The organism is Streptomyces sp. NBC_00988 (assembly GCF_045162645.1).
Taxonomy (GTDB): domain Bacteria; phylum Actinomycetota; class Actinomycetes; order Streptomycetales; family Streptomycetaceae; genus Streptomyces.
In genome coordinates this window covers 12186096-12208646 of the sequence record NZ_CP108730.1, presented here as the reverse complement: position 1 = coordinate 12208646, position 22551 = coordinate 12186096, and the positions used below count along the sequence as shown (strand labels likewise).

Below are 22551 nucleotides of genomic sequence, written 5' to 3'. Positions count from 1 at the left end.
CCGAGGCCCGCTGTAAGCCCAACGAACCGTCGCACCACCGGATACCGGCATCCAACCATCCGACGCCCGCCCCGTATCCACTACCTCATAAATGAAACACATGTTCCCTTTCTGTGCTGGTCTGCACGCTTCAAACCAGCCATCCCCGTGTGACGGAGCCCGACAGTTTGCGAGGGGCCCGACAGCTTGCGAACGTGTGGCCAGCGACTGATTTCTCGCCTGGAAGGTTGAGTGGCGAGATCTTCCGGAGAGTGAGAGCTGCCCCGCCTGCCCCGATACTGTGACTTCGCATGACCAACTCCGAGATCGAGATCACCGTAGACCTGGTCCGTGACCTGCTGCAGGAGCAACATCCAGACCTTGCAGGGCTGGCCATCCGCGAGGTGGCGGGCGGCTGGGGCAACCAGATGTGGCGCCTCGGGGATGAGTTGGCCGTGCGTATGCAGCGCATGGACCCCACCCCGGAGCTCCAGCTCAAGGAGCGGCGGTGGCTACCCGTGCTCGCTCCGCGCCTGCCGCTGCCGGTGCCGACCCCGGTGCGGTTCGGCGAACCGTCCGAGCGCTTCCCCAAGCACTGGACCGTGATGACGTGGGTTCCCGGCGAGCCGCTGGACCACGGCTCGATCAGCCGCGGCGACCACGCGGCCGACACACTGGCGGGCTTCCTCCGGGCACTCCACGTGGAGGCGCCCGCCGAGGCGCCGATCAGCTCGGACTTCGGCGCTCACCCCAAGAAGTGCACGAACGGCTTCGACTACTTCTTTGAAGCCGTTGTCCCCGGCGGCATTGCCGACGATGTCCGGGCCGTCTGGGACGACGCTGTCGCGGCGCCAGAGTGGGAGGGCCCACCGCTCTGGGTGCATGGCGACCTTCATCCCGCGAACGTCGTCGTCTCGGACGGAACGCTCTCGGGCATCGTCGACTTCGGTGCCATGTGCGCCGGCGATCCGGCGTGGGACCTGGCCGCCGCATGGGTACTGCTGCCCGCAGGCACGGCTTCACGGTTCTTCGACATGTACGCGTACGCGGACGAGGCGGCGATCCGGCGCGCCCGCGGGCTGGCCGCTATGAAGAGCCTTTTCCTGATGCTCATGGGACAGAACGGAGATCGGGGCCTTCCCGGCGGCAAGCCGAACTGGGGACCCGTAGGCCAGGGGGCACTCGATCGTGTTCTTCAGAGCTGGAGGGCGGCACCTGGAAAGCGACCGTAGTCCAACGCTGCTCGATACAACTTCGCCTGGCCTTGCACGACACCCTGACCGAATGCCCTACCGGGCCGCCCAGCCGTCACGTCGGTGACCAACGCGACTGCAGGCTCGCGAACTTCGGCCCGCCAAACTCGCAAACTAACGCGCACCACCAGGCCCCCGGATAGGCCCTTCCCAGCGATCACTCGCAAACAACGCTGCTCCGTCACACCCCGTCCCGTTTCACGCCGACTGCGGCGCACTCCCGACCTGCGTACCGGCCGTCGGTACTCCGGTACGGTCCGCCCGTTCCTTCCACGCACGGCGCAGGGCAGCAGTCTGGCTCTTCTCTGCTCCACGACGGCTTCGAGCGCGAGCCGTCCTGATCGGCTCTGGTTCCAACTCCGGTTTAGGGAATACACGTTGGCTGAGCTCGCGCATCGCTCTGGTCTGTCGTTCGGCCGCCTCCGCGATGTCCCGGTCTGCCGGACGGGCTGGTGCGGCCGGCCGGTGGGCGGCGAGAGCACGGTGGTAGTCCTCGCTGGCCAAGCTGGCCAACTCGCTTGTCCTTACTGGCCCCCTTGGATGCCTACAGGGCTTGGAGGCATCCGTTGTCCGACGGAGCCGGGCGGGAGGAACCGCAGACCGCGCACGACCGTACGGCCGGCCGACGCGTTGGCCGGCCTCGATGAGTTTGAGTGTCACTCGGGCGTGCGCGGAAGGGTACAGACCCGAGAGCGTGTCCGCGCGGTCGCGATCGCCAGCTCATCGCTTTGATGGTGTCCCTCGTCGTGGTGTACGGGATCAGTGGCCGGAAGTGCGCGGGCGTTTGTCCGGGGCGCACTTCCACGGGTGAGTACCGCTCCCTGAACAGGAGGCGGGCCATCGCGTAACTCTGCCTGGTGAACGCCCAGTTCAACCACGAGGAGTGCACGATGGCCCTGTCCCAGTCTGAACTGATACGGCTCCTTGAGTCACTACGCTCGACCGACGGAATCGAGCTCATCCGCGCCATCGCCGAACGGATGGTGCAGGAGCTGATCGAGGCCGAAGCAACGGCCCACATCGGCGCGGAGTGGAACGAGCGCACGCCGACGCGGACCAACGTCCGCAACGGGCACCGCGAGAAGGTGCTGACCACGCTGGCCGGCGATCTGGACCTGGAGATCCCCAAGGTCCGCACCGGCAGCTTCTTTCCCTCACTGCTGGAGCGACGGCGCCGGATCGACCAGGCCCTCTACGCGGTCATCATGGAGGCATACGTGCACGGCGTGTCCACTCGCAGCGTGGATGACCTGGTCAAAGCCCTCGGCGGGGACAGCGGCATCTCCAAGTCGGAGGTCTCACGGATCTGCGCGGCGCTGGACGAGCCGCTGACTGCGTTCCGCACCCGCCCGCTGGATCATGTCCGCTTCCCCTACGTCTACCTGGACGCGACCTACTGCAAGGCGCGGGTGAACCATCAGATCGTCTCGCGGGCCGTGGTGGTCGCCACTGGGGGTACCCCCGGCCGGAGGCTGGGGGAGCATCACCGAGGACGGAGGCCGTGAGGTCCTGGGCCTGATGGTCGGCGACAGCGAGAGCGAGGTGTTCTGGAAGGAGTTCCTGCGCTCCCTGCGTGAACGCGGCCTGTCCGGTGTCCGCCTGGTCGTCACCGACCAGCACTCCGGGCTGGTCGCCGCGGTCCGCAAGGTGATGCTGGGCGCCGCCTGGCAGCGGTGCAGGGTTCATTGAAGCCGTAAGGATTCAATATGGTGTTTTGCTGTCTTCTGTGACGGATGTGAGTACGTCGGCGGCCGTGGCGAAACGTTGGTCGGCGAGCCTCGGGACGTATGTGTCCTGTTCGAGGAGGGGACGGACGTCCTCGATGGCGTTGCGGATGGTGCCGCGGCTGACACCGAAAAGGTCGGCCAGGGTCTGCTGGTTGCATAGATTTCGCTGGGAAAGGACCGTCGCCAGGATCCGGTCCGCGTCGGTAATCTTTTGACGGAAGACGCCGCCACGGGTCCCCGGGCGTCGATCGCCGCCGCGCTGGTGATGCCGGCGTTGTTCGAGCGCGGCCTGGTAGGGCACGGTGATCCGGTCGACCAGCGCCTGGAAGTCCGGACGGGACATGCCGGTGAGTGCGGGGTGGGACAGGGTCTGGGAGAGATCCATTCGGCTGGTGGTCGCACCGTCCTCCGCCCAGTCGCGCAGTTCCTGGGCGGAGGCGAAATAGTGCGCGGTCTGCGTGACGGTGATCTTCTGCGCGTCCATGAGGGTGCGGGTCTCGCCGATGACCTGGCCGATGGTGACCGGGTTGATGGCGAGCAGGTCGACCAGGACCTTCTGGGAGCAGACGCGGCGCAGGTAGATCACCGTGACAAGGATGCGGTCGGCGTTCGAGAGCAGGGGTTTGCCGTGTGCTCCGGGGGCCTGCAGGCGTCGGCCGCCGCGCTGCTGGAACTTGCGCTGTTCGGCCCGGGCGGCCTGAGCGGGAGCCAACTGGGCGCACAGTGCGTCCAGTTCGGGTGAGGTCATGCCGCTCAGACGCGGGTCGGCGAGCATCGCAAGAACCTGCGACCTGGTCTGGTCGCGATCGCTGGCGTTGATCGCGCAGTCGCCGGTGGCACCGGCCGGAGCGATCGTGTAGTTCCAGGATCCGTGCCGGTCATGGTGCGTGATCGGCAGTGAGCGCACATGCTCGCGGCTGACGGAGATTCCCACCGGGTAAGTCCCGGTGTCCAACTCGGCGTGAACGTGCAGGCCGGTGCGGGTGCGGGTCGCGGCGATGCTGTTGACCACGACTTCATGGCTGGTCAGGGGCCTGCCACGCCAGTTCATGGAGATGTGGGAGAACAACCGGTGCTCGATCTTGTTCCATTTTGAAGTGCCCGGCGGAAAGTGAGAGACGCTCACCGTGAGGCCCATCTCGGCGGCGAACGCGGCGAGTTCGGCCTTCCATAGCCGGTAGCGGTAGCTGTTGGACCCTCCGCAGTCCGCGGTGATCAACAACCGGTCGGCATCCGGATGGTCCACCTGGCCACGGGCCTGCCACCAGCGGCGGATCGACTCGACGGCGAACACCGAGGTGTCGTGATCGGTCCCGACGTTCACCCAGCCGCTGTCGCGGGCCAGATCGTAGATGCCGAAGGGTATCGCCACCTCGACGTCGGGGCCGATGAAGTAGAAGCTGTGGTCCTCCACCTGTACCGGATCGCCGGCGGGGCGCCATTGCCGCCCGGGGTTCGGCAGCTGACCCAGTTGCTCCTTCTTCTTGGCATCGATGCTGATCACCGGCTGACCGCCGGACTGATGCTCCTTGAGCTGTTCGTTGATGTAGCGGAACTGTGCGTCCCGGTCGGGGTGTTGCTTGCCCTCCAGCGTCTTGGCGCTGGCCTGCAGACTGAAACCCTGCCTCTTCAGCAGCCGGCCGACGGTCGGAGCGGAGACCGGGTGGCCCTGCCCAGTCAGCTCCTCTGCGAGGTTGCGCAGGGACTTGGTCGTCCAGCGCAGCGGCGACATCGGATCGCCCCGCTCGTCCGGCTCCACCAGCTGCAGCAATGCCGGAACCAGGGAAAGATCCTGTTCCTCTGCGGGCTTCCGGCCACCCCCGGGACGCCGGACGCACCCTTCCTGCAACGGATCCTCACCGGCCTCCAGCTCGAACACACCGTTGCGGACCGTGGTCTCGCTCACCCCGCCACCCACGCCACGGCCCGTACCCCGCCGTGTCCGAGCAGGCGCGCCTCCTGCGCAAGCATCAGACGCCGCTGGCGCTCGTTCAGATGCGGCAACACGACCTGGAACCGCAGCGCGAGCTGGTCCAGAACGTTGTCGGCGAAGCTCATACCAGAGCAACGGGCTTGTCCTATGAAAGCAACGGGTTGTTCCTTGACGGCTTCAGTGAACTCGGCATCGTTGCCAGGCCGAGCCGAGGAAGACGGTGCGGATCGCGGCCACCAGGCCGCTGTGGCTGTCGGAGATGACCAGCTGGACGTTGTCCAGGCCGCGGGCCCGTAAGGAACGCAGGAACTTCGTCCAGAACGGCTTCGACTCGCTGTCGCCGACCATCAGACCGATGATCTCGCGGTGCCCGGTGGCGGAGATGCCGGTCGCGATGACCACCGCCTGCGAGACGATCCGGTGGTTCACCCGGGCCTTGCAGTAGGTCGCGTCCAGGAAGACGTAGGGGAAGACGGTGTGATCCAGCGGCCGTTCCTTGAACGCGGTCAGTTCGGCGTCCAGTTCGCCGCAGATCCGCGACACCTCGGATTTGGAGATCCCGGTGTCGGCGCCCAGGGCTTTGACCAGGTCATCGACCGAGCGGGTGGAGACGCCGTGCACGTATGCCTCCATCACCACGGCGAACAGGGCCCGGTCGATGCGCCGGCGCCGCTCAAGCAGCGAGGGGAAGAACGATCCGGTCCGCACCTTGGGGATCTTCAGGTCGAGGTCGCCGGCCTGGGTGGTCAACAGCCGTTCGCGGTGCCCGTTGCGCCACGTGGTGCGCTGGTCGGAGTGTTCGCCCGGGGCGGCACCGATGGCGTCGGTGGCCTCGGCTTCGATGAGTTCCTGCAGGATGCGCTCGCAGAGCATCCTGATCGTCTCAACTCCGTCGGCCGCACGTAGTGACTGAAGCAGCTGGATCAGGCCAGACTGGGACAAGGCCATCGTGCGCTCCTCCGGTTGAACTGCCCGTTCACCAGGGAGACTTGCGCGATGGCCGACCCTTGTTCAGGGAGCAGTCACCCACAGCGGGTGCACGCCCCGGGCAGACACCCGCGCGTTCCAGGGCCCTGACCGGCTACACCACTCGGCGGGACACCATCGTCGAGGACTGCCCATCTCGGATATAGCGCACAACACCTGGAAGGTGCTCGTCCATCAGCCCGGCGCCGTGGCCGCCTTCGCGATTGAGGAAATGGACTGTGCCCTTCCGGCCAGTCGAGGAACCCGTCGAACCCGGCGGTTCCCATGTCGCGCATGCGGAAGCCGTCGAGCCTGCGAGCGACGCGCCGTTTACTGTCCGGCGTCGGACCGCACCTTCACTGCTCGCCAGCACGCGGCCCATCCACCTTCACTGGAACGAAGGTTCGAGTATCCAGCCTATTGACCGCGGTGAAAAATGGGGGGACCCTCATTATTCATGCGGGCGATCGGGGGGATGCAAGCATGCCCGAGGGAGTTCTTCGGTATGTGGAGTCTGCGGAGTACGCGAGCGACCTGCGTGCTGTCCGTAGAATCTGGACGGCCCCGAGAATACTGGGGGGCGCAGGCATGTTCATTTTCACAACCTACGTCACCCTCCCATTGCTCTGCCATGTGGGATCGACCGACGAGCACGGGGCGCCGATGTTGCGCAGGATCGTCGGAGGCGGGCGAGAAAAGGAATTCCTGGTATGCCTCATTGGTATCGGTGACCAGTCTGTGCCGGATGGCGGCATCGCCAACCCCATGGTTCGTCGATTACTCACCGATCTCGGCAATCTTCACCGGGACTTCCAAGGCATGCACGGCGAATATCTCGACTTCTTCGCCGGCGTCATCGCCCTGTCGTGCCTACGGACAGCGACTTTCCTGAAGCTGACTCTCAACGTCGACGACTGCCACCGCTACTGGCGATACCTACGCCATTCCCTGATGCTCTTCGGCGCCGAACTGGGTGACTGGGAAGCAGTTTCAGAAGACTGTGAGCGTTTCGTAGCCCGACACGCCGGAGCCGATTACCGGACAAAAGCGAACCTAACTCAGCTTTTCACTGCCCATCCAGAGCACATGGCGACCTGCTCCGGCACGCTGTTCCCTGAGAGCAGACGAGTCGTCGCCACAACCATGTCCGCACAACTACCCGCGGAATGGGTCTCCCGATGACGGTACTCCCGCGGACTGGCAGCCGCTCGCGCACTACACTCCGGCTCCTTCCCATCTACGGGCGGCACTTACTGTTCCACCCCTACCGGACGGGCCTTTCCTCCACGACAGGAGGCCGGGGGCGGGAGGTCGCCGCCTACGACCTCTTCCTCAGCCTGCTCCTGTCGGGATTCGGCGAAATCACCGGGCGGCAAGTGCGGCAAGGTACGGCACAATTACTCATCCTGGTCAACAGGATCGCGTTCCTGCTGGATGACGAATTCGAGCACCAAGTCGGCAAGGAATCTGTTCACTTCGACGATCTGGCCGCGACAGCGACGGTCGACCGTGCCATTTCTGACATGCGGGCGTATCTGGCAAGTACCTGCGACCCGGCCCAGTGCGACCTGATCCGGCGGACGCTCCGCAGGACCGTCGACACGGAGTACCGGCGCTACGCGACGTCGATTGAGAACCGGCGAGCCGCTCCGTCGGTGGATGATCTTCTCGAGGACGCCGCCGTGGACTGTGGTGCCGTGATGAGACAACTCGCCGAGATCATGAGCTTGTTTCAAGGTACAGCCCCACCTGAGGCCGCCCTCGACGACTTCTATGCGCTCGGCCTTGCCTGCAGATTTGCCGACGACTTGAGGGACTGGCACCAGGACAACGAGACAGGCGCCGGCAACATTCTCCTCTCCATCGTCGCCCGGTACCCGAATGAGGCCCGGCAACTGACGCATGCCCAGGAGTCGAGGACTCGGATGAATGAGAAACGATGGCGCCATATGTGCCCCGAGGGGTTTGCCGAGTTCACTCACCTTTACGAGAAGCACTACGCACTTATTCGCTCGAAAACGCTACGCATCGCCGCCGACTTGATAATGGAGCCGGGCCGCAGCGGTCATCGTTCCAAGACAGACCGGCTGACGGCCGCTCGAGCTTAGAGAAGGAATTCTGCATGGACAGACCGTCGGCCGCACCAAGAACGGCAGTGGCCCTCACCGACGACCGGGCAACCGACCCGAGGGTGACCGGTCGCAAGGCAGCAATGCTGGCACAGCTGCTGAAATCCGGCTTTCCCTGCGCCGGGGGCATGGTGATTCCGGCCTGGATCCATCACCACCGCCAAGGGCGTGCCAAGACCGGATCGGACGACGGTGCATCGCTGGCAGATCTTCAACGTGCCCTGGACGAGATCACGGACGTCTATCGCACGGATCTGCTCGCGGTCCGCTCCTCCAGCACTGCGGAGGACATGGCTGAGGCGTCGTATGCCGGCCTCTACACGAGTGCGCTGGACGTCGGTGGAGCCGAAGCGCTGCGCGCCGCGGTACTGAAGTGCTGGGCGTCCGCCGGGCATGCGGCTCTCTCCCAGTACAAAACGTTCACCGAACTGCCGCCCATGGCCGTCCTGGTGCAACGGATGCTTGAACCTGACGCCGCCGGTGCCGCATTCGTCACGAACCCGGAGGGTGGCGCCACAACAGCCGTGTCCGTCTCCGCGGTGCGAGGCCGGGGGGACCGGCTGATGCAGGGCGAAACGACCGCCGACGAGTGGACAGTGACGATCTCGGCCGCGACGTGTGTGCGCAAACCCTACGACGCCATCACGTCCGACCAAGCCGTCGCGATCGCCGATCTGACTCGACAGGTCTCCGCCCGTCTGTCCTGCCGCGCCGAGATCGAGTGGGCTCTCCTGGACGGCAGGATCACGCTGCTGCAGGCTCGGCCGACGACCGCCGTCGACAAGCACGCGGTCGCTTGGCCCACGCCCACACGCGGCGAGTGGCGGCGGGATATCCGCCTCGGCGAATGGCTGCCAGAACCCGTGACCCCGTTGTTCGCCACATGGTTCCTGCCGACGGTGGACCTACGGTTCCGGCGAGCACAATGGCAACACAGCGGCGTCCTCGTGCCCAAACCGTCGTACCGACTCGTTCATGGCTGGTACTACCACTCGCCGCTGGGCGAGCGCCGCTCCGCCGCACTCCTTGAGGGGATGCTCACGCATCCTGTCTTCGCCTCTGCCATGCTGGCCGGCAGGCGCTGGCCGTCGATCACGAACAGGATCGTCATCTCGAAGGAGACGGCTGCCCTTGAGAACAACACGCTCAGTCGTCGCGCGCTGCTCGGCAGCGTGGCCACAGGCTTCAACGGGATGTCCGAACAATCGGTGGTCAGTTTCATAAACCGTGCGATCGAGCTCGTCGGAGATTACCTCTGGCCAATGTTCCTGGTGGGCGGCAGTGCTTGGCGGGCGGAGCAGGCGCTGGCCCGCTACTACCGCAAGACGCTTCTCCCCGACCTGGAGGAACCGTATTACGGGTTACTGGTCGACCGAACGCAGGCCAAACACGTCGCCCGTCACTCGGTCTCAACCCTCGACTGGTACCGCCCGACTCTCGGGGAGGTCTCGGACGATTTCCGCCCGGAGCCACGGTCCTTGGCGGACAACGACGACGCCGACCGACTCAAGGAGCTTTGCCTCTCGGTCCTCGCTCGGCACAAGACAGCCCCGCAGTCGTTCAACCGCCTGCTCGCCCTCGCCCGTGGCACAGCGCGTTTGAGGCAACGGCACACAGACAACCTGACCGAACCTTGGCCGATTCTCCGACAGGCGCTCCACCGACTGGGCACTGTGCTCACGGAGAAGGGCGTTCTCGACCATGCAGAGCATGTGCACTTCCTTACCTATCAGGAACTGAGTGCAGCATTGGCTCAACGCTCCCCCGCGGATAGGCAGGAGCAGATTGCCCACAGGACGTCAGCGTGGGCACAACAACGCACTCTGCGACCGCCCCTGAGTCTCGGCACTGCGGCTTGCCTGCTACCACTGCTGCTTGGGCGCCCGCTGGTGGAGGCGGACGGACGCACTTCCGATGACGTGCTTGAGGGGATCGGTGTGAGCCCCGGAGTGGCAACTGGCCGGGCCCGGCTCGTCGACCACCCCGCACATGCAGAAGTGGCGGCCGGTGACGTCCTCGTCGTCCGGTCCCTCGTGCCCGCGCTGGCTCCGCTGATCGCACGAGCTGGAGCCGTCGCCGCCGACATGGGGAGTGTGGCCGCGCACATGTCGGTCATCGCACGCGAGTACGGCGTACCCGCCGTCGTCGCGCTGCACTCGGTGACACAAGCAGTCAGGGACGGCGACGTCATCACCGTGGACGGCACGACAGGCCGTGTCCATCGACGCGGACCTCTGCTCTAGCTCAGCAGGCAAGGAAACGGTAGTCCATCCATGGTGCAAAGCGCTTCACCCTGCGGCACGGGGCATCGAATCGTCGACGCGTGCAGGATCATGCGGCCGATTACATGCGTGCTGGCCGCAGGGTCCGCCGCATGTGGCAGCTATATCGCGGCGGACCGTTTCGGAGCGGACCGGGGTCGCGGGGTCCTGGCGATGGTGTGTATGGCAGGGGTATTGGGCGTCGCGAACGCCGTGAACGACATCGTCGACCTGCCCGCCGACAGAATCGGTAAGCCCTGGCGGCCGATCGCCTCGGGCCGGGTGAGGATCCGTACCGCCTGGTGCTTGGTGTCGGGGCTGACCGTACTCACGATGACGATTGCTGCCGCGCTAGGCCCGGCCGAAACGCTCTTCGCCTCCGCCCTCCTGTTCTTGGCTTTCGCCTATTCCTACCGGTTGAAGGACACCGTGCTGGTCGGCAACCTCGTCGTCGCCGCCGTCAGCTGCGGCACTCTGTTGTTCGGTGCCGTGGTATGCAGCGGAGTGTCGTTGAGACCATGGGTCGCGGCAGGGGCAGTCCTGCTGTTCGTGGCCGGCTACGAGATCGTCAAGACCTTGCAGGATCGCGACGCGGACAACAAAGCCGGCTTTCGTACTCTCGCCACGGTCTTCGAACCCGGTGCGAGCGTTGCCGCCTACACCACCGTGGCCACAATTCTCTGTGCCACCGTGCTCGCCGTGGGCGCGACTGTCAGTTCGGAGCCGTCGCTGTATCTCGGCTGCGCAGCTTCCTTTCTGGTCGCGCCGGTGTGCTCGTGCGCCTACATCCTCTGGTCCTGGTCGGACCGAGACCGGTCGACGGCACGATCACTGCTCATCCTGCGGTTGGCCTGGTTTCCCGGCCTGTTCTCGCTGGCCCTGTTGAAATGAGATTGCGATGGATACCAGATGAAAACGATTCACATCGCGCTGGTAGTGGGCTATGTCATCCTCAGCTATTGGCTCGGCTGTGTCTCGTCCAGTTACTACATTACGAAGGCGCGCATCGGAAAGGACATTCGATACCTCGGCAGCGGCAACGCCGGTGCACAGAACGTGGGGAAGGTGCTCGGCCGGCCATGGTTCGTGGTCATCCTTCTGCTGGACATGCTGAAGGGCTACGTAGTCGTCCTCGGCGGTGTCCACCTGGGGGTAGGGGATGTCGTGGTCACCCTGGCCATCGTGGCCGTCGTCTCCGGGCATATCTGGCCGGCACAGATGAGGTTCCGGGGAGGGATGGGCATCGCGACATCGCTCGGGGCCGTGTTGGCGTTTCACTGGTTCGTCATGGCCGACATCGTGGCAATCTTCGCCGTGACCTATTTTCCGCAGGTGTGGAGCGGGCGAATCGTGGCACGCAAGGCGGCAGCCAGGAGTGCGGTCGCAGCCATTAACCTGACCGCGCTTTCCATGGTGCTGCTGAAGCAGCCGCTGATGAGCTGGCTCTCACTGATCATCCTAGGGTTCGTCCACTACGCGGCCTACCGGTCTCGGTTGGCCAGGGGCTGGCCTCATCCGGCCAGAGACAAGGCGGCCGCATGAACGCCGGACTGAACATCCACTTCGCAGAGCAGTTGCGTGGAATCGACGACCGCATGCGGGCTGGGTTGGAGTTCTGGCCATGGGGCCATCATGACCGGATGCGCGCTCTGGTGGAACGGCAGCTGGCCCGGAAGGGTAAACGGCTTCGTTCGTTGTTCGCGCTACTGTGCTGCGAACTGCTGGGTGGCGCCACGGAGAAGGCGCAGCCGTTGGCGGCGGCTGTCGAGTTGTATCACGCCGCGTCGCTGGTGCTGGATGACGTCCAGGACAATGCAGCCTTCCGCGACCGCGATCAGGCCGTCCATGTCAGCGAAAACGTCAGCAATGCGATAAACCTCGCTTGCATCGTACGGTCGTTCTCGCACTACCCCCTCCACGAATGCGACCTCACCCTGGCGGAGAAGGACGGTACCCGCCGCCAACTGGACATGATGGCGACGCTGGTGCCGCTCGGACAGAGCATGGACATCGGCTGGCACCAGGGCTGGTACGACTTCAGGTCTGTTCCCTACGAGGAGCTGATCCGCCTGAAGACCGGCGCCCCCTTCGCCTGCGTCGCGGCTGGCGCCGCCGTGGTCAGTGCCAAGAGCAGCGAAACGCGCGCTGAGGTGGAGCAACTCGGCTACCACGTCGGCACGCTCTACCAACTGGTGGACGACTACAACGACATGTTCCTGCATGACCAGGCCGCCGTACCGAGCGATCTCCGCGAGGGAAAGTTCACCAGGCCAGTCGCGATCCTCATCGGACTCCTGTGCGTGGATGACCGAGAGGACCTTGCCGACCTTGTGGCATCGCGGTTGAGGAAGCCCGACAGCGACGGTCCGCAGTGGATCCTGAATCTCATGTCCTCTTACTCCGTTGCCGCTCTCCTCAAGGAAGAGATCCAGAACAGAGCGGGCGAGATCGAACGGGACGTCACAGCTCTGTCTTCCGGCGGCCAGGACGCAGCCGACCGCATGAAGGAATTCGTCCGTTCTCTTGCCGCGATGGCGAGTGAACGGCCTTAGAAGTCATCTCATTTGGCGAGCCTGCGGTAGCAGATGAAAGTGCAGGCGATGCTGGTGAAAGCGAGGAAGTGGTCGGCCTTGCGTTCGTAGCGTCGGTGGAGGCGGTGGCAACCGGCGAGCCAAGCCATAGTGCGTTCCACGGTCCAGCGGTGGCGGCCCAGCCGTTGCGAGGACTCGCCTCCCTTGCGGGCGATGCGGTGGGTGATGCCGCGTTCGCGTAACCATCGCCGCAGGTGGGCGTAGTCGTAACCCTTGTGGGCGTGGAGTTTGCCGGGCTTGCGCCGTCGCCGGCCGCGGCGCGAGCGGATCGGCGGGATCCCCTTCACGAGCGGGATCAGGGCCTGACTGTCGTGCAGGTTGGCCCCGGAAATGCCGACGGATATGGGCAGACCCGACCGTTCCGTGATCAGGTGGATCTTCGAACCGTACTTGCCCCGGTCGACAGGATTCGGACCTGTCAGGTCCCCCTTTTCAGGGCCCGCATGTTCACTGAGTCGATCGCGCACCGCGACCAGTCCAGCTCGCCGCGGGCACCGAGTTCGTCGAGGACCAGGCGGTAAAGTTTGGCCCACACCCTGGCCTTCGACCACTCCGAGAACCGCCGGTGGGCGGTCGCTCCGGACGGGCCGAACGACGCCGAAGGCAGCTGCTGCCAGGTACAACCCGACGTGGCCACGAAGACAATCGCGGCCAGCACTTCCCGGTCGCCGTGCCGACGCCGACCACCGCCCTGCGGCCGCGACGGTGCCTCCGGCACCACCCGCTGGAACAACTCCCACAACTCATCCGGCACAAGCCGCTCAACGATCCCCACCATGACTCACAGAATACCGAGTCACCCAAATGAGATGGCTTCTTAACCGGGACCCGCGGAGTCCCTGTCGTAGACCAGGCGCTCCACGTATCGAGCCAGAGGCAGGTCCGCATGGACCTCCAGTTCGTTGCCCAGGATCCGCTTGGCCCACATCGGCACCAGGACGGCCACAGTCGAGGGCAGAGCGGCTCGGCGCTCGCGCGAAAGCAACGCAGCGGACAGAAGAAGGAGTTGGGAAGCGAAGGCTCCAAGCCCGGTTTCGCGGCAAAGATATCCGAAGGCGGGACCCCCGAGGATCAGCACGGCCCCTCTCCAATCGCTGCCGAGCAAGACTCCGATCGTCGGCGTGATGCCGCGGCCACCAGCTCCCTGGAGGAAAGGCGACCAGTTGTGTCCGGCGACGACAAGCGCCGCGTGCAAGGCCAACGAGCGCTGACCAGGCCCGGCCAACCTGGTGGCGACGTAGCCCTTTGCAACGTCCAGCGTCGACACGATCACGAACGGTGCCAGCCCCGCAGCCCGATACGCCCCCGTCGCAGACACGGACTCCGGATGGACCGCACGAAGGTCGATCCCTGAGACGAACTTCGCCGCGAGTTGCGCGGACGGCAGCGCGCCGATAAGGAAAGAGCACCCTGCCCGCCGAAGTCCCGAACCAATCACCGCTACTCGTGTCGTGCCTCCGAAAATGACGGTGTCAGTCACTGACAGCTCCCAAGGCCCGACCATGTCCAGCGCATGGGAGCCTTTCCCAAGACCTAGGCGTTGAACCGCTCTGCAGGAGAGCGCAATGGGACAGGACAACACCGGCAACTCGATCGTCACCGGGCGGGTACCGCATGGACAAGCGCGGACGGCCCTCCCTGACACCTCCCTCCACGCAATCGCAGAGCGTGATCGACCTGGTACTGACCGAGGGTGACCAGCTGTCGGCGGAGGCCCAGAGGTTTGTCGTGGTGCTCGCCGATCACCCGCCTGTCCTGGACGGTTACCTCAGGGCTTCATTCACGGATGGTGTCGGCGTACACCTGAACGTGATCCTGGCAAGATTTTCGTGAAGCGGGGCTGTGCCACCGTGCGCCGGTGACGCTCCGTCACGCCGGCCATGATCCGTTTCTGAAGCTTCAGGTCCGTGATACGGCCTTCGTTGACGCCGGAGTTGAACGGGGTGGTGATCCCCTGCACTGCCGGCTGGTCTTCGCGGATGGCGTTGGCCAGACTCGCCAAGGCAGACAGGCCAGAGGCCGCGAGTTGGTCGAGCCAGTCCGGCAGCGGGGCGGCGTCGCGGGCATCGAGCATGGCAGCGAACTGCCGTACCAGAGTGTGGGTTCTGTTCGAGCCGGAACCGATCCGCATTCGCCAGTCGCCAACTTTCAGGATGACAATCCTGTCAACGACCAGAAAATTGCCGTTTACTGCGCAGCCACTTCGACCCGGATTCGACCCGACACCTTCATGCACCCCTAACACACCCACCTGACCTGCACAAACAGCGACAGGAGGCAGAGTCAGAGGCTGTACGGGCGGTAATCCTGCCGCACCCTTCTGACCTGGGCTTACGGGGGCCGAAACGGCTGTGACCTGCTAGGACGGGTTGCAGAGGCGATCGGAGGCAGTCAGAGGGAAACGCTCTGATTCGACCCCGGTTCGACCCGGGTCGCTCGGAGGCAGTCAGAGGCGATCCCTCTGATTTTGGCTCCGAGCGGACCCGAGTTGGCCGGCTCGATCAGGGCACCACCTCGACGCTCTTCGCTTCGCCCCGGCCGAGCCGCGATGGAGAAGCCTGCCTCTCGTCGGAGCCAGGCATACGAAAGCCCCCAGGACCGGAAATCCTGGAGGCTTCGCTTGGCACCGATTGGAGGTCGGTTCCGGACACCACCCGTGGTTTTAGCGGGCCTTGGTGGTGTCCACGTCTTTGCGAGACGTCTCCAGAATGCCATACGACATACCGGCTCCGCACTACTCGCAGCACACTTCACCCCAGCCAGAGGCAGTCACAGGCACCCACACCTCGCGACATGGTCTCGCGAAGCTTCCGCCAGCGGCGGCTGGTCTGGTCCTTCTCGGTGACCTCACCGGCCGCTACGCGGCGGGGAGTTACAGCCGGCTCGATCGTGAGGGACAGGTAGTCCCGCGTCAGGTCCGGACGGGCCTGGCCGAGCACGGTCACCGCATCACCGCGGCGATCGCCTGCCATGTGGCCCGGCACGGGGGCAACGTCAGCCAGTTGACGCACCTCCTCCTGCACCCGGATCACGAGGGCGGCAGGCACGCCCGGCACATCGCCCTCCGCTCCGGTCAAGCCCGCGCTCTCGCCTACATCGAGCGTGTGTGGAGGAACGCCAGCGCCACGGTCACCAGCACCGTGGGGGTCGCGTCGCGACAGGACGTGTACGAAGACCTCGCGGCCCTGCGTGACCGCATCGAGGTCACGCCGTGGCGTGGGGAGCGGGGACGCACCGCGCTGCGTGTGCTGCGGGCGCATCTCAGCTTCGCGGAGGCTGCCGGCGGTCGGCTGCATGCCGCGAGTGAGCGGCAGGCCGCGGAGGAAGCCGGGATCTCCCGGCAGACGCTCCGCCACGCCTACGAGAGGGTCCTGAAACCCGGGGGGTGGCTGCGCCGGCTGAAGGTCGGGCGCGGCAAGGAGGGCTCGTCCTGGTACCTCGGCAACGGCCTCAACGTGACGGCAGGCGGCTGGACTTCTCACACACAGACCACTCAGTTCCCCCCTCCCCGGCACTTGAGGAGTGGACCACTCCTGAGACAGCGCTCTCGGCAGATATCGACTCCACCGTCATTTCCCATCTGATGGCCCACGACGCCTTCGCCCACGGCGCTTTGGGCAGTTCCGCCCTCATGATCATCGGAGCCTTGCACGCCCGCCCGGCCCAGACCGCGGGTGACCTCGTGATCACCTCGTCCGTCTCCCGCGCCACCGTCTACCGCAGTCTCGACCGCCTCGCCAGCCACGGCCTGGTGCACCACATCGGCGAGACCTGGATCCTCGCCCCCAAGGCCCTCGAAGGCTTCGGTAACAGCCTTCCGGAGGCTGTTACCGCCCCGCACCTCGTGCTCTCACGCGGCTGGGACACGGTCGCTGCTGATCACGGAACCGCAGGCCTGGCGGTACGCCGACGGACCCTGCACGCGGCCGAGCGGACGGCCTACCGGGCGGCGCTGGACCGACTTGCCGGGCATCGCAGTAGCGCCGTGGTGATCATCCGCGACGGCCGCCAGATCCTCGTTCCGGCCCCGCGCCCCGACGAGGTCCCGTCCTCCGTACAGGCCCGGAACGGATGCGTCCTCGATCCGGTCACCGGACAGCCCACTCCGGACTGGCGGATCGCGACCGATGGCCGCTTGATCCTCATCACCCCCGCCGACCAGCGCAGTTACGACGAGCTGGCCGCCGCCCATGCCGAAGCCCTCAGTGAATGGGAGTCCGCAGCATGAACCCACGCCCCCCAGGCCCGTCCCCCGACGGTACCCGGCCGACCCCGCAGATTCTGCGGCAGCAGTACGAGTCCGGTGCCACGGTCGAGGAGCTCATGGCCGCCAGCGGCCTGTCCTACGGCACGCTCCTGAACCGGCTCAAGGGCGCCGGGACCGTGATGCGGACCTCCTGGCAGACCCGCCGCATGCGCGCAGACCCTCAAGCGCGCCGGCGTCTCGCCGCCCATCTGCGCACCCTCTACGAGAAGCACGGCGCGACCCTCACCGAACTCGCCTCAGCCGCAGGAGAGACGAGGACCGTCGCCCGAGGCCTGCTCGTGGAGGCTGGCGGCACCGTGCGCACGACGCAGCAGACGCTGCAGATCCGCTTCGCAGCGCGTGCCGCCGAGCGGCAGAAGCTCGCGCAGTCCTTGCGGACGAAGTACGAGGCGGGTGCCACGGTCCCGGAACTCGCTCAGGAGTGCAGGTACTCCGTCGGCACGGTCTACCGGCTTCTGCACCAGGCGGGCACCCGTATGCGGGCCAAGCACCGCCACGGCCCCTCTGGCCGGGTGAAGAAGCGGTGATCCACGCCTGCCCTCTCGCGGATCCCCGCCGGGGAGCGATTCGCGTCATGGGTTCACCCGCCCACGATCCCGGCCTCGGCTCCGCGCCAAGGGCCCCTCCCTTGGCAGCGCCCCGGGCACGTGCCGACACCGTCGGCTCCCTGAACAAGATCAATGCCCTTTTCCATTTTGAGGAGATCAAGCACACGTGAACGAGAACACCCGTCAAAAGAACTTGGCGGCCACCACAGCTGCCGTCTGGGACGCGTTCGTCATCGTCGTCGGCATGCTCAAGGGCGGCACCGGCAAGACCACCTCCGCCTGGTTCATCGCCCTCTACTACGCCGTCGTCCTCGGACTGCCCACCCTGCTGCTGGACGCCGACGCGACCAGCCAGTCCGCCTACGACTGGTTCAAGGTCGCGCAGGCCGCAGGCTTCGAGATCCCGGCCAACCTGGTGATCGAGCGCTACCCGTTCGACGACCTCGCCGAATACATACGCGCCAAGCGCTCGGAGTTCGGCGCGATCGTCGTCGACGCCGGTGGCGGCAGCGCCAAGTTGTTCCACGAGGCTGTTACCGAGGCCGACCGGCTGATCGTGCCGGTTGCCCCCACCAAGATCGAGCGCCGCAAGCTCGTAGCCACCTTCGACGAGGCAGAGCGCGCCGCAGCCCGCAACACCCGCGGCGTCGCCGCCCACGTGGTGCTGGTCAAAGCCGACGACCGCACCAGTCTCCCCAGCACCGCCAAGGACAAGCTCCTGAACCCCGCCATCGGCGAGGGAATCGGACCGGATCGGGACGAGGCGTTCCCGCTCGCCGACACCGTCATCCACTCCTGGGTGCACTACATGGAGGCCTTCGGCGAGATCCCCACCGACCTGAGCGAATACACCGCGCTGATGAAGGAGCTGACAGCATGACCGATCGACCCAAGCCCCCTACCCGCCGGACCGGCCGGACCCTCAACTCCGCCGACAAGACGACTTCTCCTCCCCCGCCGCCCCCGGCCGCCGAGCTCACTCGGGAGCAGCTTGCTGCCGAACAGGCCGGCGTCCAGGGGGTAATCGCGCCTGCTGCGCACGAGCAGCAAGCCCAGCCTGTGCCCTCCACGATCTCCGTCGACGGGCCTGCGCAAGGCCGGAGCGAGCAGGTGGCCGAGATAGGGCAGGCGTCCGTCACGCCGAGCGTTCAGGGCCCTCTGCCCAGCCCAGGGCAGGAACCGGTACCCGACCAGTCGTCCCTCGCTGCCGTCGGTTCCGACTCGCGGCAGGTATCCGACGGTGAACAGGAGCAACAGCAGGTTCAGACCGCTACCTCCGCAGTACCTGAGGTTCAGGCCGGCCAGTTGCGTGGCGGCGTACCTCAGGACGGGCCAACTCCCGCCTCACACGCGCCCCAGAGTGCCGAGGTAGCCGTGCGCTCGACGGTCCTTCCGGCTGCTGGTGCTTCCGCGTTCCCGGTGAAGAGCGAGATACCGGTATCCCAGCGGGAGCAGGACGTCCGTTCGGAAGCCGTGCCGAGCGAGGGGGCGCCTTGGACACAGGGTCCCGGCCAGCCTGCGGACATTCCTGAGGCTGCTGTCGTTCTCAACCAGCGTGTCATCGCGCGCGAGAGCCTCGACTCCTCGGTCCCCGCAGCGCTGCGCCTGAAAAGGCGGATCAAATACTTCGCGCTGCACAACGAACTCGACCATCTACCGATCGGCGACATCGTCTCTGTCGCGATGGACGAGTGGCTCACCACCCGCGGCTTCTGACGCACCATACGGCGTCCGGGTGGCCGCGAGCACACGACTCGTTCGCGGCCACCCGCCCCCCGGCGACTATTCCGCTATTCCAATATTCCAATAGGCTGATCACTATTCGGCTAGCGGAACCGACCGGAGCAACCCATGCCCGATCTCGCGCACCACGTCCGCCAACTGCGCGACATGGCAGACGCCTTGGAAGCCCAATCCCAGGCGACCGACGACCCGCTCATCCCCCACCCGGACACACTGAAGGTCATCAACAGCCGCCGTACCAGACGCGGTCAACTCAACTACGCCGTCCCCAACGCGCTCCAGCTCCAACAGCGCGTCCGTCGCTACAACGCCCTCACAGGCACCGCGCACGGCGACATCGTTGCACTCGCTCTCGACATGTTCCTTCGGGCCAAGGGCTATCCGCCCGACCTCACCCCCTCCAAGGCCGACAGACCGTGAACCCGGCAGCCGAGCAAATCCCCCCCGGAGGGTGTCGTACTCCGGCGCGCGGACCCGGACGCCGTCGCCGAACAACTCTCGCTTCTCGGGGAGCCAATACCGATTGGGCGTAGCTCCTTTCAAGGGACGGCTCTACCTGCATGAACTGCGGCTTGGCGCGCGACCGGGTGATCGAACCGGGTCCCCAGGAGGGCGTCGCCGCGATCCGTGACTTCCAGGCAGTCGATCTTGATCCGGCCCCGAGCGTGACCTGGCGGTTTCGAAACGATCTATGCGGTGCTCGGCCCGGCCGGTGAGGCAAATGCCCAGCTCAGCCTGTCCCTTGAAAGGAGCTACACCCAACTCCGCTCACTCGCCCACCTCGGCATCGGCCAACAGATGTGACCCCTCGTAGGGACGATGAGGACGCGCCACAGCCCTGGTGTCGCGGGCGTCGCTCGCGGGTTGTGACCCCTCGTAGGGACGATGAGGACGCCTGGAGCGGCCCGCCGTTGTCGCGGCCGTGGCTGGGTTGTGACCCCTCGTAGGGACGATGAGGACCCACAGCCGGTTCGTAGCCGCCTCGACGTCCGCCTCGTTGTGACCCCTCGTAGGGACGATGAGGACCCTCCTGTCCCTCGACTCGACGTGGGCGCAGATCGTGTTGTGACCCCTCGTAGGGACGATGAGGACGGGCCACACCACGTACAAGGCGGAAGTCCTCCTCGTGTTGTGACCCCTCGTAGGGACGATGAGGACGATCCCGCACATTGCCGCCAGCCGAGGCCAGCACCTGTTGTGACCCCTCGTAGGGACGATGAGGACCACCCACCACGTCCTCGGCATGTCCGCCATCGTCAAGTTGTGACCCCTCGTAGGGACGATGAGGACGGCCCACGCCGACGACTGCGGCATGCGTCTGGTCGTGTTGTGACCCCTCGTAGGGACGATGAGGACCTGATCCCCCTTTTCGGCCGGTGGCGGCCGAGTGCTGGTGGGCGCGGACGATGGTGGAGTCGATCTGGACGAGCCAGTCGATGTCGCCGACAGCGTCCGCGCCGGCCTGGATCTGCTGGAGTGCCCGGGTGAACACGCCGTCCAACGCGTAGCGGCGAAAGAGGGTGCAGACCGTCTGCCACGGCCCGTAACGTTCCGGCAGGTCACGCCAGGAGACCCCGGTCCGGATCTTGTAGACCATCCCGTTGATGACCTGCCGGTCCGGCACGCGCGGTCGTCCCGTCGCGGCACGCGGTATGAGCGGAGCAAGTAACTCCCACTCCAGGTCGGTGAGTTCATGGCGGCGTATCACCCGACCATGATCCACCACTCAATGATCTTTGAAGACGGACCCTAGAGCGCATGGCCACGGGGGCGCCTGCACCGCCGTGGCTGTAGGTGCGGACGGCGCCGAGCAGGGTGTTGGGGGTGACGCTGGTGTTGACGACGATCTCGGTGTCGCCGACGAAGAGCGTGGTCTGGCCGGGGTCGCGGCGGATGAGCTGGTTGCCGTCGGCGTCGTAGAGGTACTTGGTGGTCGTGGGGCTGCTGCCGGTGGTGTCCACCTGGGCCAGGTGGCCCTCGTCGTCCCAGGTCAGGGTCTGGCCGGGTCCGGTGGTGGGGGTGCGGGTGTGCAGGTTGCCGTCTTCGTCGTAGCCGAACGCGGTCGGGTTGGTGCCGCCGGTCGTGGCGGTCAGGGTGTGTGGCTGGGCGCCTGTGGAGTTGCAGTTGGTGGTGCAGCCGTCGGCGTAGGCGGTAGTGACGGTGCTGCCGGTGGTCCCGATGGCGTGGTCGATGGTCTGACGACGGTCGCCGATGGCGTAGTAGCCGAAGGACTGCCAGTAGGAGCCTGGCGCCGTGGTGAGGGTGTTGGTCCAGGTTTTGGCTCCGTTGTGTTCTTCGGTGACCAGGCCGGCCCGGCCCTGCCCGTCGTAGTCGGTGACGGTGGTGTCGGGGATGGAGACCTGGGACACGGGGATCAGGCTGCTGCGGAGATGACGCCTTGCGGGCCCTTAGCGAGGCGGTCGGCGCCAACGTCGACGACGCGCACATGAGCGCTACCAGGCGCGGCCTGCTGGGCTAAATGATCTGCGAGCCGTGTCGCCGCTGGTCGAGGAAGACCCGGTAGGAGCGGATCAGCGCGACTGACCTGGCGGCCGATGGAAAGCGCGGGTCGCGCATCAGGGCGTGACCAACGCCGCGACCGCAGAGGTCACCAAGGCGCGCCGTTCGGGTTCGGGCACCAGGCCTGCCACGTCCTCTCCGGGCAAGTGCCACATGTTTGCCAAGGTCAGCACCAGGGCCAGAATGTGCGTCGCGGGCCGCGCCGTCGTCACCGTCCCGCGCCGCTGCGCCTCGGTGATCGCCGCGACTTTCTCGGACATGGAGGCGGCCACGGCGGTGCGCTGCGAGGAGTCGCCGCGTTCGAGGTCGTACCACTTGAGAAACCGCATGACGTCGGGGAATGACCTGCCTGCGTCGTGCAGGTGGCCCGCATACTCGGGCAGGCGATCTGCGTCGATCGGTACGGACGCGATGATCAGGTCGACTATCCGGTCGAAGACCGCGTCGAACAGTTCGGCCTTGCCCTCGTAGAACGAGTAGACCAGCCCCGGGCTGATACCCGCACGTCTGGCCATCCGGTCGATCCGCGCTCCTGCCCGGCCGAACTCGGCGAACTCCGCCAACGCGGCTTCGAAGAGCAACTGCTTCTTGGCTTCGGGATCCCGGGTGCGCATCCGCCCACTTTAATTAATGA

The 22551-nt window shown here is 65.9% G+C and carries 18 protein-coding genes, 4 pseudogenes and 1 CRISPR repeat array; of the genes and pseudogenes, 14 read left to right on the top strand and 8 right to left on the bottom strand.

Annotated features, from left to right (window positions below; genetic code table 11):
- The first annotated feature begins 290 nt into the window (after window positions 1-290).
- Together OG496_RS54845 and OG496_RS54840 are read left to right on the top strand one after the other, a co-directional pair.
- The gene (locus OG496_RS54845; RefSeq protein ID WP_405976457.1) at window positions 291-1211 is read left to right on the top strand and encodes an aminoglycoside phosphotransferase family protein; all 921 of its coding nucleotides are present in this window, start codon (window positions 291-293) and stop codon (window positions 1209-1211) included.
- 911 nt (window positions 1212-2122) lie between these two features.
- Window positions 2123-2918, top strand: a pseudogene (locus tag OG496_RS54840) (IS256 family transposase); the annotation flags it as partial.
- Between the two features lie 15 nt (window positions 2919-2933).
- Here the strand turns inward: OG496_RS54840 and OG496_RS54835 are convergent.
- A pseudogene (locus OG496_RS54835) lies at window positions 2934-5017 on the bottom strand (ISAzo13 family transposase).
- A gap of 55 nt (window positions 5018-5072) precedes the next feature.
- Window positions 5073-5840 (bottom strand): annotated as a pseudogene (locus OG496_RS54830) (IS256 family transposase); the annotation flags it as partial.
- Between the two features lie 606 nt (window positions 5841-6446).
- Here OG496_RS54830 and OG496_RS54825 point away from each other — a divergent pair.
- From OG496_RS54825 to OG496_RS54800, 6 genes are read left to right on the top strand one after another with little or no spacing between them, the layout of a single operon-like run.
- Complete coding sequence (locus tag OG496_RS54825) at window positions 6447-7040, top strand: hypothetical protein (RefSeq protein ID WP_405976456.1); 594 nt, start codon at window positions 6447-6449, stop codon at window positions 7038-7040.
- Window positions 7037-7966 carry a class 1 isoprenoid biosynthesis enzyme gene (locus OG496_RS54820; RefSeq protein WP_405976455.1) on the top strand — a complete coding sequence of 310 codons (930 nt, stop codon included), beginning with the start codon at window positions 7037-7039 and terminating at the stop codon, window positions 7964-7966. Before OG496_RS54825 ends, OG496_RS54820 begins: the two co-directional genes overlap by 4 nt.
- Before the next feature lie 14 nt (window positions 7967-7980).
- A complete protein-coding gene (locus tag OG496_RS54815) occupies window positions 7981-10230 on the top strand; it encodes a PEP/pyruvate-binding domain-containing protein (RefSeq protein WP_405976454.1) in 2250 nt (749 codons plus the stop codon).
- Between the two features lie 30 nt (window positions 10231-10260).
- Entirely contained in the window at window positions 10261-11139 is an 879-nt protein-coding gene (locus OG496_RS54810) for a UbiA family prenyltransferase (protein WP_405976453.1), read from the top strand.
- An 18-nt stretch (window positions 11140-11157) separates the two neighbouring features.
- On the top strand, window positions 11158-11790 hold the full coding sequence (locus OG496_RS54805) for a glycerol-3-phosphate acyltransferase (RefSeq protein ID WP_405976452.1): 633 nt from the start codon (window positions 11158-11160) through the stop codon (window positions 11788-11790).
- The gene (locus OG496_RS54800; protein WP_405976451.1) at window positions 11787-12800 is read left to right on the top strand and encodes a polyprenyl synthetase family protein; all 1014 of its coding nucleotides are present in this window, start codon (window positions 11787-11789) and stop codon (window positions 12798-12800) included. The genes OG496_RS54805 and OG496_RS54800 overlap by 4 nt, the downstream gene beginning before the upstream one ends.
- Window positions 12801-12808: 8 nt before the next feature.
- On the opposite strand, the gene OG496_RS54795 is transcribed toward OG496_RS54800, so the two are convergent.
- The 3 genes from OG496_RS54795 to OG496_RS54785 form a co-directional block, all read right to left on the bottom strand.
- Window positions 12809-13617 (bottom strand): IS5 family transposase gene (locus OG496_RS54795; RefSeq protein WP_405976450.1). Its coding sequence is split into 2 segments (ribosomal slippage): window positions 12809-13269 and window positions 13269-13617, totalling 810 coding nucleotides; the frame shifts between segments, so codons are not numbered across the junction.
- Between the two features lie 39 nt (window positions 13618-13656).
- Window positions 13657-14319, bottom strand: coding sequence for a glycerol-3-phosphate acyltransferase (locus tag OG496_RS54790; protein WP_405976449.1), 663 nt, complete (start codon window positions 14317-14319; stop codon window positions 13657-13659).
- A gap of 300 nt (window positions 14320-14619) precedes the next feature.
- A complete protein-coding gene (locus OG496_RS54785; protein WP_405976448.1) occupies window positions 14620-15075 on the bottom strand; it encodes a hypothetical protein in 456 nt (151 codons plus the stop codon).
- 472 nt (window positions 15076-15547) lie between these two features.
- Here OG496_RS54785 and OG496_RS54780 point away from each other — a divergent pair, with 472 nt between their 5' ends.
- From OG496_RS54780 to OG496_RS54755, 6 genes are all read left to right on the top strand, one after another.
- Window positions 15548-16423, top strand: a complete 876-nt coding sequence (locus tag OG496_RS54780) for a hypothetical protein (RefSeq protein ID WP_405976447.1) — start codon at window positions 15548-15550, stop codon at window positions 16421-16423.
- Window positions 16423-17067, top strand: coding sequence for a hypothetical protein (locus tag OG496_RS54775; RefSeq protein ID WP_405976446.1), 645 nt, complete (start codon window positions 16423-16425; stop codon window positions 17065-17067). Before OG496_RS54780 ends, OG496_RS54775 begins: the two co-directional genes overlap by 1 nt.
- Window positions 17064-17633, top strand: coding sequence for a helix-turn-helix domain-containing protein (locus OG496_RS54770; RefSeq protein ID WP_405976445.1), 570 nt, complete (start codon window positions 17064-17066; stop codon window positions 17631-17633). Before OG496_RS54775 ends, OG496_RS54770 begins: the two co-directional genes overlap by 4 nt.
- A 187-nt stretch (window positions 17634-17820) precedes the next feature.
- Window positions 17821-18534, top strand: a complete 714-nt coding sequence (locus OG496_RS54765) for a ParA family protein (RefSeq protein ID WP_405856847.1) — start codon at window positions 17821-17823, stop codon at window positions 18532-18534.
- A gap of 539 nt (window positions 18535-19073) precedes the next feature.
- Complete coding sequence (locus OG496_RS54760; protein WP_405976444.1) at window positions 19074-19370, top strand: hypothetical protein; 297 nt, start codon at window positions 19074-19076, stop codon at window positions 19368-19370.
- 135 nt (window positions 19371-19505) lie between these two features.
- Complete coding sequence (locus tag OG496_RS54755; RefSeq protein WP_405976443.1) at window positions 19506-19817, top strand: hypothetical protein; 312 nt, start codon at window positions 19506-19508, stop codon at window positions 19815-19817.
- A gap of 377 nt (window positions 19818-20194) precedes the next feature.
- A CRISPR array of direct repeats spans window positions 20195-20753; the repeat unit is 30 nt; unit sequence GTTGTGACCCCTCGTAGGGACGATGAGGAC.
- Between the two features lie 136 nt (window positions 20754-20889).
- On the opposite strand, the pseudogene OG496_RS54750 reads toward OG496_RS54755, so the two are convergent.
- The 3 genes and pseudogenes from OG496_RS54750 to OG496_RS54740 all read right to left on the bottom strand — a co-directional run.
- A pseudogene (locus OG496_RS54750) lies at window positions 20890-21105 on the bottom strand (transposase); the annotation flags it as partial.
- Complete coding sequence (locus OG496_RS54745) at window positions 21089-21766, bottom strand: hypothetical protein (RefSeq protein WP_405976442.1); 678 nt, start codon at window positions 21764-21766, stop codon at window positions 21089-21091. The gene OG496_RS54745 and the pseudogene OG496_RS54750, both read right to left, overlap by 17 nt.
- 207 nt (window positions 21767-21973) lie before the next feature.
- Window positions 21974-22531, bottom strand: coding sequence for a TetR family transcriptional regulator (locus OG496_RS54740; RefSeq protein ID WP_405976441.1), 558 nt, complete (start codon window positions 22529-22531; stop codon window positions 21974-21976).
- Window positions 22532-22551: the final 20 nt, after the last annotated feature.